The following is a 15,507-nucleotide window of genomic DNA, read 5'->3' on the forward strand; positions in this document are numbered from 1 at the left end:
CTCTTTATTTGTTATCCGCTATTCCTTACTCTTCTACATTATTAGGCAAGTGGAATTGGTAACTCTTAGCAAATACTTCGCTCACCTTATTAATTTCAAGGAAGGTTGTACCACCACCCTCTCCCAACGAGCCAGAGAGGTAAGCTATCTTATCGTCTAAGCCAATATGTCCCTTTTGGCGAAGCATACGCAACGCAGCTGTAAACATATATTGGTTAGACACTTGTGCCTGCTGATAGATTGGAATAATGCCATAACTAAGGTTCAACCAACGTTGCAACTTTTCTTTGTAACAGATAGCCAACACAGGGTTGGGCCCTCTGTACGCTGCAAGGTTACGAGCCGTTTGTCCAGTAGCACTATCGGTAATAATACCCTTCACACCTAAAAACTCTGTAGCTTGGATAGCACTCTTTGCCAAGAACTCGCGTTGGTCTTTCGAGTTTTCCATTGGAATTTTCAAGAAGCCTTCTCTATGTGCGTCTTTCTCTGCACGTTCAGCAATTGTAGCCATTGTCTGACAAGCCTCAACAGGATACTTTCCACTTGCGGTTTCACCACTAAGCATCAACGCATCTGTATATCCATAGATGGCATTTGCAATGTCGGTTACTTCAGCACGTGTAGGACGAGGATTGTTAATCATAGTGTGCAACATCTGTGTTGCCACGATTACAGGCTTCTTGTACTTTATACACTTACGAATGATGCTACGCTGAATACCAGGAATACGCTCTATTGGAACTTCGATTCCCAAGTCGCCACGGGCAATCATAATGCCATACGACTCACGAATAATCTCTTCAATATTGTCAACACCCTCTTGATTTTCTATTTTAGAGATAATCTTTATATCCGAATTATGCTCGTCCAAAATCTTCTGAACAGCCTTAACATCTTCAGCCGAACGCACAAACGAGTGGGCAATGAAATCAATATCAAGTTCGATAGCCAACTTTATGTTCTGAATATCTTTCTCAGTCAATGCAGGCAAGTCGATGTGTTCACCTGGTACGTTGACACTCTTGCGCGACCCCAACTCGCCATCGTTCTCCACCTTAGCTATAAGCATAGGACCTTCGTTCTCGATAATGACCATATCCAATGCGCCATCGTCGAACAAGAGATGGTCGCCTACTTTCACATCTTTTGCTATATCCTTGTACGAAAGATTGATTATGCTATGAGTAGTCTCCACATCAGGGCGTCCAAACACTTTTACAATGTCGCCCGTCTTAAACTTTATAGGTTCGCTCACAGCTGTTGAACGAATTTCAGGGCCTTTGGTGTCAATCAAGAGCGCAATGTGTTGAGACACCGCACGAGTGTTTTTTACCACTTTGCGGATACCCTCTTCAGATGCGTGTGCTGTATTCATACGCACCACATTCATACCTGAGAAGAACAACTTGCGAAGAAAATCTACCTCGCATCTATAATCACTAATCGAACATACAATCTTTGTTTGCTTCATATCGTGTGCTATTTGTTTAATTTGACATAGCTGTAAACACAGCATATAATAATGTAGAAATAAGAAGAAGACCAAGGGCAATAATAACAAAACCTATGATAACACACCGAGCGATATTGTCGCCCGTCTTGCGCTTACCTATTTGTTGATTAGGTTGTTGCGCTTTAGTTTGGTTTTGCTGCATCAAGGGTATGGCAACCGTAGTTTCGCTGCCACAAAACGGACAATTACATTTTACTGTAGCACCTGCCTCAGCCTTCACGCTGAAAGCACGATGGCACTGTTTGCACGTAACTTGAAAATAGCCCTGTTCCATTGCTCACTATCTTATATCGTCAATTAATATTTTCTTGTTATCTATTTTTATTTTGATGAGTTTAAATTCTGTTTCTCCGTCTTGCGACAAACGCACCTTGTACCAATCTGCATCGTTGTACGTGATGCGCAAATTGCGAACGAGTGTCTCTTTGTTTTTAAGTCCTGAAATAGAACCAAAAGCACCCCACCACACAGCCTTTCTGTCCATATCTACTTGATTTTCGATATTGCCAAAGACTATTTTTCTACAATTTTCGGTAAGGTAATGCTCGTAATATTCGGGTTCGGCATCGGACAAGACTGCATTGGTATAGAACGAGCGCAAGAACTGTTCCACCAAGATATGCTTCTTTTCCAATTCTTTTTCTGCCTTAGCTTTCGCCTCAATAGCTGCTCTCACTTGCATTACAGAGTCGCGGTGTAACTGCCGAGCACGAAGTTCGTTGGTTTTAACTGTGGCTTGATAATCGTTCCAAAACCATAATGCTGCACCCAAAAGAGAAAGACAGAGTACGAAAAAGAGCAGTTTGCCTACTACCCCACTTTTCTTTTTAGGTTGCACCACAGCAGGTTTTACCTCATAAGCTTCCATAACAGGGGGAACTTGCGCAATGGTTTGAGGAATGACAACAGACAATTTCTGTCCACAATATGGACAAATTGAGGATATTCTTCGCACATTATCTACCGAGAGTTGAAATTTACCTCCGCACTGCTTACAAGTTACCTGATACTGCATTCGCAATTTTTCTGCAAAATTACTGCTTTTATTTCAATTTAGAGAATAATACAAGTATAAAATAAAGACAATGTTCTATTTTTCCTCAACCTCGCTTTTAAAAATGAAACATTAAACTATGAAAAGCAAAACATATATGTTTGACGTTCCCAAAGTTCAACTTTGACAGGGTAAAACATATATGTATTGGAGTGTCAAACATATATGTTTTACAACTCATTTGCAAACATCTCATTACCAACACATTACAACAACAAGAATAACCCCTTAGATTTATCTCGACATTGGTCTATTTTTCCTTTATCAAAACAAAACGATATGCGTTAATCCTTAAAGTCTAACTCTCCTTCTACCCATTCGGCAAAGCGGTCGCCTTCAGTGCGATGATTGGTAACCGATAAGCCCAAAAGGCGTATGGGACGAGTGCGATATTCTGTTTCGTGCAACAAGTATTTGGCTAAGGGTAAAATTTGGTCTTTTGTTCTTAATATTTTCTCAGAAGTAATGCTACGTGTAATTTGGTTGCGTGCATCCCATTTTATCTTCAAAACCAAAGTATGCCCCTCAAAGTTGTTCTTTGCTAAACGCTTAACCAATTCTAAAATGATGTGATAGAGCCTTATTACAATTTGGGCTTCGGTATGTACATCTTCTACAAACGTTTCTTCACACCCCACCGACTTACGTTCGCGATAAGGTTCTACGGGTCTATTGTCTATCCCACGTGCAAAAGAATAATAGATTTCGCCTGCCTTACCAAACACTTGCTTTAAATGAGCGAGCGAAACGGCACGTAGATGCTCGCCTGTAAATATTCCCATACGGTGCATACGTTCTGCCGTCTTAGGCCCTACACCCCAAAAATTTTCTATTGGGAGTCGAGCTATAAAATCTAAAGCTTTGTCTGGGTGTACGGTAAAGATGCCATTCGGTTTGCGAATATCTGAAGCTATCTTTGCCAAAAACTTGTTATAACTTATTCCTGCCGAGGCTGTTAGTCCCGTTTGTTCAAGTATTTTTTGTTTTATTTCTTTCGCTATATCTATGGCCAAGGATATGTCTTTTTTATTGTCGGTAACATCAAGAAAAGCCTCATCTAAGGAGATAGGTTCTACTAAGTCGGTATATTCGTGAAACACGCTGTGTATTTGTGCCGAAACCTCTTTATATCTGTAGAAATGAGGTTCAACAATAACAATATGTGGGCAGCGTTTTTTGGCTTGAGCAATGGGCATAGCAGAATGCACACCAAAAGGGCGAGCCTCGTAACTGGCTGTAGTAACCACACTTCGTGGTTGGTCGTAACTCACCACAATAGGCAAGCCACGCAACTCTGGATTGTCTCTTTGTTCCACCGAAGCAAAGAAAGCGTCCATATCTATATGGATTATTTTTCGCACAGATTTGAAATAATATTTGCAAAGGTAGAAAAAAATATGATTATTTAATAAAAAAGCAGTATCTTTGCATACATTTTTAAAAAGTAGAGTAAATAATAAAAATGTTCTATTCACACAATAAATAAAAAGAAATAGAGTTATACATAAACAATTAAAAGAAACAGAATAAAACCAATGATACAAACCAACGTAAATGATGCTATGGGAAATGTCCAAAGATCCATAAAGCGTTCTTTAGATATTACTTTTTCATTCGTGGGATTGGTAGTCGCTGCCCCTCTGTATCTAATTATTGCTTTAATTATGAAGATGCAAGACAATGGCACGGTTTTTTTTAAACAAGAACGAATTGGATATAAAGGTCGCCCTTTCACTATCTATAAATTTAGAACTATGAGCAGTGTGGTTGAAGAAAATGGACCACAATTGATAGCCAATTGCAACAAGATAGGTTCGACAAAGTTTGAAAGATTTCTTAGAAATCATCACTTAGACGAGCTGCCTCAATTGTGGAATGTACTACGAGGCGATATGTCGTTTGTGGGTCCACGTCCTGAACGCAAATACTTTATCGACCAGATCATGCAACATACAGATAGGTATCCCATCATTTATAAAATGAGGCCTGGCGTAACATCTCAAGCAACGCTATACAATGGCTACACAGACACTATGGAAAAAATGCTTAACCGTTTGGAAATGGATATATACTATTTAGAACATAGAACGCTATGGCTCGATGCAAAAATTGTTGCAAAAACTTTTATATCAATTGTTAGTGGAAAGAAATTTTAAATAGAAATGAAAAAATACATTCTTACATTATTACTGTTGGTGAGCGCAATTGCGATACACGCACAGTCGGGTATGTCAGACTCTCAGGTTATGGAGTTTGTGGCTAAAGAACAGGCAAAAGGCACTTCGCAAGCTCAGATTGTAACCAAACTGATGCAAAATGGTGTAGATATAGCACAAATTAGACGCGTCAAAGAGAGTTACGAAAAGATGAAGAAAGGCAATTCATCGATGGGAAATGCTTCAAAAAAGGGAGGTTACAATGACCGCAGCCGTGTAAACAATGGTCAGAAACTCTCTGGAGAAAAGAAACGTAAGATAGCCGACAAAACATTGAAAGACTATGACGATGACAATGCTGAAGCTGAAAAATATTCAGACCAGCAACTTGACCGTTTCAACAATAGAAGGAATACATTCGATGAGGAAGATCCAGAGTTTCTAAGGATGCAAGACGAACTTGACGATTGGATGCCTCAAGATACTGCCGCTATGTATAAGCAGCTTGTAAAGAAGATGAAGCGTAAGAAGAAAAAGGTTTGGGGACGCGACATTTTCAGCAATCGCAATCTTTCGTTCGAACCTAATATGAATATGGCTTTGCCCGCAAACTACAGATTAGGTCCTGGCGATGCTGTATTTATTGATATTTATGGTGCGTCACAAAAGTCGTACGAAACGACAGTTGCTCCTGATGGTATTCTCACCATCGAAGGATTTGGACCTATTCAGGTAAGCGGACTCACTGTACATCAAGCGAATAATAAGATTAAAGCAAAGATAGGTAAACGTTATAGTAGCTCTTCTATTCGCTTATCAGTAGGACAGACTCATACCATTATGGTAAACGTTTTGGGCGAAGTAAAAACCCCTGGTACATACACGCTTTCAGCTTTTTCTACCGTATTCAACGCCTTGTATATGGCAGGTGGTATTGGAGAATTGGGAACATTGCGTAACATTAAAGTGTACCGCCACGGAAAATTGATAAGTACCGTCGATGTTTATGACTTTCTACGCAATGGTAAATTAAGCGGAAATGTGCGTCTAACAGATAATGATGTAATTGTTGTAGGCGCATACCAAGCACTCGTTCACGTTACAGGTAAAGTGAAGCGACCTATGTACTACGAAATGAAGTCGGGAGAAAGTTTGGCTTCACTCATCAAGTTTGCAGGTGGTTTCTCAGGAGATGCATATACCAAGACAGTGCGTGTAAACAGAAAGACAGGTCGCCAATACTCTATATATAATGTAAACGAGTTTGATATGAACCGCTTTGCACTTTCAGATGAAGACTCTATCAGCGTTGACTCGGTTATCCCACGATATGAAAATATGGTTGAGATAAAGGGTGCAGTGTTCCGTCCTGGTAAATATGAAGTAGGAGGACAAATTAATACTGTACGTGCCTTGGTTGAGGCTGCAGAAGGACTTACAGAAGTGGCTTTCGGACCTCACGCAGTTATGCATCGTATGAAGGCCGACCGTACTTTAGAAGCTATATCTGTAGATGTGGAAGGCATACTTTTAGGACGTGTGGCAGACATACCACTGCAAAATGAGGATGTACTCTTCATACCAACTCGAACTGATGTTCAAGAAGAGCGTATTCTAACGATACACGGAGAAGTGCAGTATCCTGGTAAATATAAATACGCTGATAATGAAACTTTGGAAGACTTCATCTTACAAGCTGGCGGCTTGAAAGAGCAGGCCTCTACAATACGTGTAGATGTATCACGTCGTATTGTTAACCCTCAAGCAACAGTTACCGATTCGATTATAGCACAAACCTTTACTTTTAGACTAAAAGATGGCTTTGTAATTGATGGAAAGCCCGGCTTCATATTAGCACCATTCGACCAAGTATTTGTGCGTAAAAGCCCTGGTACAACTCGCCAACAAAATGTTGACATTGAAGGCGAAGTGCTCTTTGCTGGTAGCTATTCGCTTACAGGACGCAACATGCGCCTCAGCGACATATTCAAAGCCGCTGGTGGTGCTACTGAATTGGCTTACTTACAAGGTGCACGCTTAGAACGTAGACCAAATAAAGCTGAAAAAGAACGTATAAAGGCGATATTCAAAATGCAAATAGATCAAGAAAACAAAAACCTTATCGACCTTGCAGCCAAGAGTAACAGTGGAGCTGGTATCCTACAAGCAGCACAAAAGACCCAAGACTCATTGGTAAGAAAATTCGAAATACCTGAAACTTATCCTGTAGGTATCGAACTTGATAAAGCTTTGGCAAATCTAGGAAGTGACGCTGACCTTATTCTGCGCGAGGGAGACCGAATTATTATTCCTGAATATAATGGAACTGTAAAAATCAATGGTGCAGTAATGCATCCTAACGCAGTAAGCTATCGCGAAGGCAAGAACGTAGAGTATTACATCGATCAAGCAGGTGGTTTCTCGTCTGACGCAAAGAAGAGTCGCACCTATATATTATATATGAATGGTACCTTGGCTAAGGTAGGGCACAACGCAAAGGTGAAACCCGGATGCGAAATCATAGTGCCAAGAAAGTCGCGCGCTAAGATGAGCCTTGCTGAACTCATGACTATTGGTTCAAGTGCATCAAGTATGGCCGCCGTGCTGGCTACACTTGCCAACATCTTGAAATAAGAAAAATAGGCGGTACAAATATTACGAGATAAAATAGATTATGCAAAAAAATATTTGGCAAATGCTAAAGTGGTTGAAAGATAAAACAACAAAAAAAGATAAAAATAATTTATCATCATCTGATAATAACAATGATGACAAATTAGAAAATAACGATAATATAGAAGATTCTCAAAACGAAACTGTTTGTGAAAATAAACAAGAAAAAGAGAAAGCAGAAGAATATACTGTAAGAAAGAAAAAGCACATAGAATTTGATTTATTTGGATTCTTTTTGGTTCTAAAGAAACGCTGGTGGGTAGTTGGAATCTTTACCTTAGTGTTTGGAACTTTTGGTGTTTGGGTTGCTTTTCAAATACCTCGCATTTATAAGGCAAACATTTTATTAGCCCCTGAAACGGCTAATAATAGTATGCTTTCAAACGTTTCTTCATTAGCAGCAATGGTTGGTCTTTATAATGATGCTAACCCAACGGGCGATGCAATTTATCCAGAAATTTATCCAGAGCTAATGAGTTCAAACGACTTTTTAGTTAATCTTTTTGACATAAAAGTTACAACACTCGACAAAAAGACCCAAACAACGTATTATGACTATCTTACCAACCATCAAGAAGAAACATGGTGGGGCAAAAAAATGAAAGTCTTTTCTGATTATATCAAAAAGAATTTCATGCAAAAAAATCAAATTACTCGTGGCGATTCTGTTCATGTAAACCCATTTGAACTGACAGAGAAACAGTCTTCAATAGTCAATTCAATGAAGGAAGACATTTTATGTTCAGTTGATAAAAAAACAAATATTATCAATATTGAAATTACAGCGCAAGACCCACTCGTAGCTGCAACAATGGCTGACTCTGTGAAAAATAAATTGCAAAAATCTATTACAAAGTATAAAACATCGAAAGCAAGAAACGATTTAAAATACATGGAGGGGCTTTTTGCAAGTGCAAAAGCTGATTACGAGAAAGCAAGAAGAAAATATGCAGCGTATTGCGATGCAAACCAAGAGGCTATATTAGAATCTATCCGTTCTGAACAAGAAAATTTAGAAAACGATATGCAGTTGAAGTATAACATTTACACGCAACTCGTACAACAATTGCAAATGGCAAGAGCAAAACTTCAAGAAAAAGTACCTGCCTTTACAGTTGTTCAATCGGCTTCTGTTCCTATAAAGCATAGCAATACACCAAAAATTTATATTTTAGCGGTCTTTTTATTCATTGGTTGGATTATTTGCTCTACGATCTTAATTATAAAATATAGAAAAGAGATTCTTATTATAAGAAGTTAAAATGACAAAGAAGAAAGGAGAAATTACTGTAAAAGAGATATGTGCCAAAAATAAATATAAATTTTTGGTATCAATCTTCATAGCTGTTATAGGAGCTTTTCTTTTCACTAATTCTATTCCAACACTCTATGATGCGCAAAAAAAGATTTCTATTGATGCCTCTGAAGATAAGGTTTTCAAAAGAGTAGATGCGCTTTCAATGGTTACGCAAAAGTTAGGACTCAAAGAAGGAAACGTAACAACTGAACCTATTATTTATAGAAAAATTTTAGAATCACCTTCTTTCCTTAATAGCCTTGCGGATATTACTATTTTTAAAAAAGGAGAAACATATTCAACACCATGGAGCGAATATCTACAAAAAGATTTTGTTCAACCATGGTGGAGCAAATATACTGGAAAGAAAAATATAAAAGAATTATTAAGAGAGAATGTAAAATGCGAAGTTAATTTGCATAATGGCATTATTACTTTGCAAACATCTGCACAAGAACCTTTTATCGCTTATCAACTTCTTGACTCTGTAGAACAACGATTGCAACAACATCTTACAAAATACTCCTTCGATAAGGCAAAAATTGATGTTGATAATAGAAAACAAGAATTGAATAACTCAAAAGAGCTATATGAAAAGGCGATGAGTAAATTGAATAAATTTCTTGATGCGAATAAAGATGTTGTCTTAGGTTCATTTAAAATAGAAGGAAGCGCATTACAAAAAGAAGCTGATAAAGCATTGGCTAAATACAATCAAGCCATTCAGCAATATCAAATGGCAAAAATGCGATTACAACGTACTAAACCATATTTCATAACATTGGTTTCAAGCGAAATACCAAAAACTCCATCGCACCCAAAACTGCTGATTAATATACTGATATGGGTATTTTATGCCGTATTAGGAACTTTCTGGTGGGTAATGATAGGATATAAAATGAAAATAAGAAAGGAAAGAGTACTATGAATTCTGAATTAAGGACATCACGTTTAAAAAAGAATATTCTCTTTTCATTTTTAATTAAAGGTTGGGCTGGCATCATACAATTGTTATTAGTCCCAATCACTTTATTTTGCTTGGGTAATTACGAAAATGGAATATGGATGACTATCAGTTCTATTCTTATTTGGATAGATTCGTTAGACATTGGATTGGGCAATGGATTGAGAAATACTTTATCTGCTCAAATTGCTAACAATGAAATAGAAAAAGCAAGGGAAAGTGTTTCCACTACTTTTTTTATGTTGGCTTTAATAATAATTCCAATTTGCATTCTATTAATACTTGCAATCAATTTCTTAGATGTTTATACATGGCTGAATATTGAGGAAAGCAAAGTTCCAAATCTTATTTCGGTACTCAGCTTCTCAATAGCAATTGTAAGTGCAACTTTCATCTTTAAATTTATAGGGAATGTTTATTTGGCATTGCAGCTCCCAGCAGTAAACAATCTTTTGGTTGTAAGTGGACAAACTTTAACTTTGATTGGAATTTATATGCTGAATATTTTGAATATACACTCGCTAATGTTGGTGGCTTTATGTTATACGGCAGCACCGTTGATTGTCTTTCTCATAGCCTACCCTATTACTTTTGGACGTTATTATCCAAATTTAAAACCCAATATTCAATACTTTAATAAATTTGCAATAGCGAATTTATTTAATATTGGCATAAAGTTTTTTATTTTACAAGTAGCAGGAGTTATCCTGTTTGCATCATCAAATGCCCTAATTTCATATTTTTTCACTCCAGAAAAAGTAACTCTTTATGGCATAGCATACAGATATTTTTCAATTACAATGCTCTTATTCACTGTTATAGCTGCACCTTTTTGGAGTGCAACAACAGACGCTTATACACGTAAAGATTTTGATTGGATAAAAAAATCGATGCGTAAACTACACTTTTTGCTCATCAGTTTATTCATCATACTTGCCTTTATGATTATTTTCTCTGACCCACTTTATCATCTTTGGGTTGGAAAGAGTATAAATATCTCATTAGAATTATCTGCTTCAATGGCACTCTATATGTTTATTATCATTTGCAGCCTTTGTTATTCTTACATTTTAAATGGAATAGGTGCTTTGAAAATTCAGCTCATTTTTACCATCGGAGCAGCTTTGGCATATTTTCCAATTGCATACGGACTTTCAAAATTACTTGGAGTATGCGGAATTGTTCTTGCATTATCGATAGTAAATTTACCTGGCGCAATTGCAAACAGAGTGCAATATAGTAAAATTATGAACGGAACAGCTAAAGGAATTTGGAGAAAATAAAATGGTAGAACTCACAATTATTTTTCTTGGATTACTCTTGTTGGCTTTTGGAGTATTGAAAATTGGCGATATTTTTTCACCATGGTTCATAACCACAGGCATTTGGTTCTTCATTGTCGTGTTCTTCCAAATTTCATCAGGATTACTTTATCCTTTACAAGACCGCTTTTACATTTGTTTATTACTTTGGGTTCCTATCATGTGTTTTACGGGAATCATAACTTATTATGCCTTACCGAGTGTAAAATCCGAAATAGAACCAATAAGGAATGAACTTGAAATACATAAAACTATTTTCTTGATATTCTTTATAATCTCTATGATTTGTACACCTTTGTACATTTATAAAATATATAAAGTGGTCATCATGTTCGGAACGCAAGACCTGTTATTTAATTTAAGAATTTTAGCAGGAGCAGAAGATGAAGACCCTTTAGCTAAGCTACTTAAATATATTAATGCAGTAAATCAAGCTCTTTATATTATAGCTATTTGGCGTTATCCAAAAATTAGCAAAACACAATTAACGCTTATAATTATAGCCAACTTTATGTGTGCCGTTGCTATTATGGAGAAAGGTGCTTTATTCTTTATGCTTTTTACAACGCTTTTTATTCTTTATCAAAAGGAAAAAATAAAGATGCGTTCTATTTTACTATGGGGAGTCGTTATAGTATTTGTTTTTTATGGTATAAATATCCTTCGTCGTTCTGAAGATGCAAAGCTATCTGATAATTCTACATTATTAGATTTTATAGCCATGTATATTCTTTCGCCACCCGTGGCTTTTGAGCAGGTACAAGAAAAATTAACACCTCAATTTGGTTCACGCACATTTGCTTTCTTTTATGCAGTTGCTTCCAAACTTGGCTTTGGAAAGTTTGTTATAGAACCCAAATTACAAGAATTTGTATATGTGCCTATCCAAACAAACGTTTACACTGTATTTCAACCTTTCTTCCAAGATTTTGGTTACAAAGGAGTTGCTTTCTTTGCCTCAATTTATGGTACTTTCACAGGTTGGTTGTACAAACAAGCAAAAAATGGAGGAGCCATTTCAAAATGTATGTACACATATATTGTCGAAATTTTAATACTGCAGTTTTTTCAAGAAAATCTCATATTAAGTCTTTCGCTACTCTTCCAATACTTGATAGTCTTTACATTTATCTTACAAAAGAAGATAAAATTTGTAGTAAGAGCGTAATCTTCAAAAGAATATTTACAAGATGAATATATTTGTCATAATCGTACTTTACAACCCAACTGAAGAAGATTTGCAACATACCAAACATATAGCAGAAATCGAAGCAGGATTTATTATAGATAATTCCGAAAAAGCATCACTTCCTAACAAAATAGGCAAGATGAGTTATATCTGTAATAAAAAGAATTTGGGCATTGCGGAGGCACAAAATATAGCATTACAAAAGATTATCTTAGAAGATTCCGAATCGTATGTTGTGTTTTTCGACCAAGATTCAAGGTTTATCCCAACCTATGCAAAAGATATTGTTGCCGAATACATCAAAATAAAAAAAGAAATTCCCAATTTAGGTTTATTGGGACCAACCGTATTGAATAAAGAAACAGGAAAAGAATATAAATCAGCATTCCATAATGATGCTGAAAATATAAATAATTTTATTCCTCGCCGTGATGTTATTTCTTCAGGAAGTTGTGTTGATATAAATACATTAAAAAAGGTTGGGTTAAACGATTCGGCACTCTTCATTGATTTTGTAGACTTTGAGTGGTGCTGGCGTGCCCAAAAATTAGGCTTTATTTGTGGCATAACCGCTAATATTTGCATTGAACATAAAGTTGGTTCTAATGAAATTTCAATTGGAAATCACCATGTTATCATATCTTCTCCCATTAGAGAATATTATTCTTACCGAAATTATCAATGGTTGGTAAGACGAAACTATGTGCCATTGCAATGGAAAATAGCGCAAGGAGTTAAGCAATTCTTACGTTTTCTCTATTTCCCATTTGTTGTAAAAAATGGTATAAAACATTGTAAATACATGATATTAGGCTTTAAAGATGGTATTTTAAACCGACAAAAAATTGCACAATGAAAATAGGAGCATTAGTAATACTTTATAATCCGACAGAAGAAAACATTACCAATATTGTCAATTGTTTAGAAAAACAAGTTGATAAAATATGTATGGTTGATAATTCTGACAAAGATAATTCTCATTTATTAAGTATAGATGAGAAGATTATTTATTTTCCATTATGCCAAAATGTAGGCATTGCAGGAGCCCAAAATAAAGGAATAAAATATTTCATCGAACACCATTTCGATTATATTATTTCATGCGACCAAGACACAACCATAGGACAAGATGTTGTTAAAAGATTATTATCAACCACTTTACAACTTAAAAGCCAAAATATCAATGTTGGAGCAGTTGCCCCTATTGGTATTGACCATAACACCCAAAAGCCATTAAGTTATTCAACACCAAAAATAAAAGATATAACCATTGGTAATTTAAACCTTATGGAAGTTTATCAGACGATGAACTCTATGTCGCTTATTAGTGTTGATTTATTTGAAAAAGTAGGACTAATGGACGAAACTTTATTCATAGATGGTGTTGATTGCGAATGGTGCTGGAGAGCCAAACATCTTTTGGACGCACGTTTCTTCTACGATTATAACATTAAGATGAACCACACTTTGGGCATATCTACAAAAAAAATAGGAGGACGAGAAATCCACATAACACCATCATTTAGAATGTACTATCAATATCGAAATTTTATATGGCTTGCGCAAAGGAACTACACACCCAAAAGGTGGATAATAAGAAATGGAATTAAATACATTTTTAAATTTTTTTATTATACAATAAAAAGTACTAACCGCCGTTCTTATATTAAGAACATTCTAAAAGGAATACGTGATGGAATATCAAGTCAAACAAAAAATTAAATTTTCTGTTTTAATGTCTGTCTATGCCAGGGAAAATCCAGAATGGTTGCGCCTTAGCTTAGATAGTGTATTTAATCAAACTCTTCCTCCTAATGAGGTTGTTCTTATAGAAGATGGACCTATTACGAAAGCACTTTCAGATGTTATAGAAGAGTTTAAATCCAAATACCATACACTTAAAGTTTTTCCACAAAAAGAAAACAAAGGTCTTGGGACAGCTCTTAATATTGGTTTGCAACATTGCTCCTACGAATTAGTAGCTCGTATGGACACAGACGACATTTGTCGTCCCAATAGATTTGAAAAACAAATAGAACTTTTTGAAAAAGATGCCGACTTAGATATTTGCAGTTCGCTAATAGATGAATTTGAAGGTAACATAAAAAATATTCGCTCTCAACGTCTATTACCTGAACATCATGAAGATATTATAAAATATGCCCACCAACGTTGTCCTGTAAACCACCCCACTGTAGTTTACAAAAAAAGCAAAGTTCTTGCAGCAGACGGCTATCAAGGTTTTCCCGAAGACTATATCTTATGGATAAACATGATTATGAATGGTTGTAAATTTTATAACTTGCAAGAAAGTTTGCTATGGTTTCGGTTTTCTTACGATGTTTATCGAAGAAGAGGCGGTTGGAAATATGCAAAAAACGATATAAAAGCACAATGGAATTTCTATAAAATGGGGTTCACTTCATTTTCAGAATTTCTCACAAATGCTATTATAAGAGGAATTGTCCGCTTAGTTCCCAATTCACTTCGAGTTTTTACTTACAAATACCTTTTAAGAAAAAAATATGACAGAACTTAGACATTTACAGTTGGTCATTTTGCATATAATGAAAGATATTGATGCGCTTTGTGCCAAAAACAATATCGAATATAGCTTAAACGGAGGCAGTGCTATCGGTGCTATACGTCATAAAGGTTTCATTCCATGGGACGACGATTTGGATATACAAATGACACCTACCAATTATAAGAAATTTATCAAAGTGTGTAGAGAGCAACTTGATAAAGAAAAATATTATTTTGCAGAAGGTACAGTGGATTGGCCACTCGATTTTTGCAAAATAAAACTACGTGGCACAAAGATGATTGAGACCGAAGGTTATGGTGGGAAAAAAAATGAATTAGGAATATTTGTTGATATTTTTCGTGTCGATGGTGCTGCTCCTACTAAATTAGGAAGATATTGGCAATATTTTTGTGCAAAATATAGAACAGCCTATCTTATTAATCAACGTGGATATAATTCTGCTTCTCTCCTAAAAAAGATAGTAATGTTCCTTTCTTTTCCACAAAAATTCAAGCCTATCCGCAATTTTTTCAAACATGAAAAAGAAAAATATGATGGCGAAGAAACTGGTTATTATGGACTTCTATCTGAATATACAAAAGTAAACCATTGCTTTTTTCCAAAACATATTTTTACGAATGGCACTATAAAAGTAGATTTTGAAGATACTAAATTGTCTATTTTAAAAGAATATGATGCTTATTTAAAGCAAGTTTTTGGCAATTATATGCAACTCCCTCCTTTAGAAAAACAAGTTTGTGAACATCACAACGGAGTAGATTTTGGTAAGTATTAAATAGCGGTAAAAG

The 15,507-nt window shown here is 35.9% G+C and carries 14 protein-coding genes; 10 read left to right on the plus strand and 4 right to left on the minus strand.

Annotation, left to right across the window (positions count from 1 at the left end; translation table 11 throughout):
* Nucleotides 1-25 precede the first annotated feature (25 nt).
* The 4 genes from pyk to dinB all read right to left on the minus strand — a co-directional run bounded on the left by pyk (nt 26) and on the right by dinB (nt 3,931).
* A complete protein-coding gene (pyk, locus tag CZ367_RS05640) occupies nt 26-1,474 on the minus strand; it encodes a pyruvate kinase (protein WP_077195980.1) in 1,449 nt (482 codons plus the stop codon).
* Nucleotides 1,475-1,490: 16 nt separating this feature from the next.
* Nucleotides 1,491-1,790 carry a hypothetical protein gene (locus CZ367_RS05645; protein ID WP_077195981.1) on the minus strand — a complete coding sequence of 100 codons (300 nt, stop codon included), beginning with the start codon at nt 1,788-1,790 and terminating at the stop codon, nt 1,491-1,493.
* Between the two features lie 6 nt (nt 1,791-1,796).
* Complete coding sequence (locus tag CZ367_RS05650; RefSeq protein ID WP_077195982.1) at nt 1,797-2,531, minus strand: hypothetical protein; 735 nt, start codon at nt 2,529-2,531, stop codon at nt 1,797-1,799.
* 323 nt (nt 2,532-2,854) lie between these two features.
* Entirely contained in the window at nt 2,855-3,931 is a 1,077-nt protein-coding gene (dinB, locus tag CZ367_RS05655) for a DNA polymerase IV (RefSeq protein WP_077195983.1), read from the minus strand.
* Nucleotides 3,932-4,105: 174 nt separating this feature from the next.
* Between dinB and CZ367_RS05660 the strand changes: the two genes are divergently transcribed.
* Genes CZ367_RS05660 through CZ367_RS05705 form a run of 10 tightly spaced genes read left to right on the plus strand, consistent with a single transcriptional unit; the run spans nt 4,106 to nt 15,494 of the window.
* Nucleotides 4,106-4,726: a sugar transferase gene (locus tag CZ367_RS05660; RefSeq protein ID WP_077195984.1), complete on the plus strand. Its 621-nt coding sequence runs from the start codon at nt 4,106-4,108 to the stop codon at nt 4,724-4,726.
* Between the two features lie 6 nt (nt 4,727-4,732).
* Nucleotides 4,733-7,360 (plus strand): SLBB domain-containing protein, encoded by a 2,628-nt coding sequence (locus CZ367_RS05665; RefSeq protein WP_077195985.1) that lies wholly within the window; start codon nt 4,733-4,735, stop codon nt 7,358-7,360.
* A 40-nt stretch (nt 7,361-7,400) separates the two neighbouring features.
* A complete protein-coding gene (locus CZ367_RS05670) occupies nt 7,401-8,660 on the plus strand; it encodes a Wzz/FepE/Etk N-terminal domain-containing protein (RefSeq protein WP_084793485.1) in 1,260 nt (419 codons plus the stop codon).
* 1 nt (nt 8,661) lies between these two features.
* On the plus strand, nt 8,662-9,624 hold the full coding sequence (locus tag CZ367_RS05675) for a GumC domain-containing protein (RefSeq protein WP_077195986.1): 963 nt from the start codon (nt 8,662-8,664) through the stop codon (nt 9,622-9,624).
* Entirely contained in the window at nt 9,621-10,943 is a 1,323-nt protein-coding gene (locus CZ367_RS05680; protein ID WP_077195987.1) for a lipopolysaccharide biosynthesis protein, read from the plus strand. The genes CZ367_RS05675 and CZ367_RS05680 overlap by 4 nt, the downstream gene beginning before the upstream one ends.
* A gap of 1 nt (nt 10,944) precedes the next feature.
* Nucleotides 10,945-12,150, plus strand: a complete 1,206-nt coding sequence (locus CZ367_RS05685; protein ID WP_077195988.1) for an O-antigen polymerase — start codon at nt 10,945-10,947, stop codon at nt 12,148-12,150.
* 22 nt (nt 12,151-12,172) lie between these two features.
* Entirely contained in the window at nt 12,173-13,027 is an 855-nt protein-coding gene (locus CZ367_RS05690) for a glycosyltransferase family protein (protein WP_077195989.1), read from the plus strand.
* Nucleotides 13,024-13,893 carry a glycosyltransferase family 2 protein gene (locus tag CZ367_RS05695; RefSeq protein ID WP_077195990.1) on the plus strand — a complete coding sequence of 290 codons (870 nt, stop codon included), beginning with the start codon at nt 13,024-13,026 and terminating at the stop codon, nt 13,891-13,893. The genes CZ367_RS05690 and CZ367_RS05695 overlap by 4 nt, the downstream gene beginning before the upstream one ends.
* On the plus strand, nt 13,865-14,710 hold the full coding sequence (locus CZ367_RS05700) for a glycosyltransferase family 2 protein (protein WP_084793486.1): 846 nt from the start codon (nt 13,865-13,867) through the stop codon (nt 14,708-14,710). The genes CZ367_RS05695 and CZ367_RS05700 overlap by 29 nt, the downstream gene beginning before the upstream one ends.
* The gene (locus tag CZ367_RS05705; protein WP_077195991.1) at nt 14,697-15,494 is read left to right on the plus strand and encodes a LicD family protein; all 798 of its coding nucleotides are present in this window, start codon (nt 14,697-14,699) and stop codon (nt 15,492-15,494) included. Before CZ367_RS05700 ends, CZ367_RS05705 begins: the two co-directional genes overlap by 14 nt.
* The last annotated feature ends 13 nt before the right edge of the window (nt 15,495-15,507 follow it).

It is taken from the genome of Prevotella ihumii (assembly GCF_900155655.1).
Taxonomy (GTDB): domain Bacteria; phylum Bacteroidota; class Bacteroidia; order Bacteroidales; family Bacteroidaceae; genus Prevotella; species Prevotella ihumii.

Bases quoted from the DNA above. Each gene is read 5' to 3' on its own strand.
- pyk (WP_077195980.1), bottom strand. From the start codon at position 1,474: ATGAAGCAAACAAAGATTGTATGTTCGATTAGTGATTATAGATGCGAG.
- CZ367_RS05645 (WP_077195981.1), bottom strand. From the start codon at position 1,790: ATGGAACAGGGCTATTTTCAAGTTACGTGCAAACAGTGCCATCGTGCT.
- CZ367_RS05650 (WP_077195982.1), bottom strand. From the start codon at position 2,531: ATGCAGTATCAGGTAACTTGTAAGCAGTGCGGAGGTAAATTTCAACTC.
- CZ367_RS05660 (WP_077195984.1), top strand. From the start codon at position 4,106: ATGATACAAACCAACGTAAATGATGCTATGGGAAATGTCCAAAGATCC.
- CZ367_RS05665 (WP_077195985.1), top strand. From the start codon at position 4,733: ATGAAAAAATACATTCTTACATTATTACTGTTGGTGAGCGCAATTGCG.
- CZ367_RS05670 (WP_084793485.1), top strand. From the start codon at position 7,401: ATGCAAAAAAATATTTGGCAAATGCTAAAGTGGTTGAAAGATAAAACA.
- CZ367_RS05675 (WP_077195986.1), top strand. From the start codon at position 8,662: ATGACAAAGAAGAAAGGAGAAATTACTGTAAAAGAGATATGTGCCAAA.
- CZ367_RS05680 (WP_077195987.1), top strand. From the start codon at position 9,621: ATGAATTCTGAATTAAGGACATCACGTTTAAAAAAGAATATTCTCTTT.
- CZ367_RS05685 (WP_077195988.1), top strand. From the start codon at position 10,945: ATGGTAGAACTCACAATTATTTTTCTTGGATTACTCTTGTTGGCTTTT.
- CZ367_RS05690 (WP_077195989.1), top strand. From the start codon at position 12,173: ATGAATATATTTGTCATAATCGTACTTTACAACCCAACTGAAGAAGAT.
- CZ367_RS05695 (WP_077195990.1), top strand. From the start codon at position 13,024: ATGAAAATAGGAGCATTAGTAATACTTTATAATCCGACAGAAGAAAAC.
- CZ367_RS05700 (WP_084793486.1), top strand. From the start codon at position 13,865: ATGGAATATCAAGTCAAACAAAAAATTAAATTTTCTGTTTTAATGTCT.
- CZ367_RS05705 (WP_077195991.1), top strand. From the start codon at position 14,697: ATGACAGAACTTAGACATTTACAGTTGGTCATTTTGCATATAATGAAA.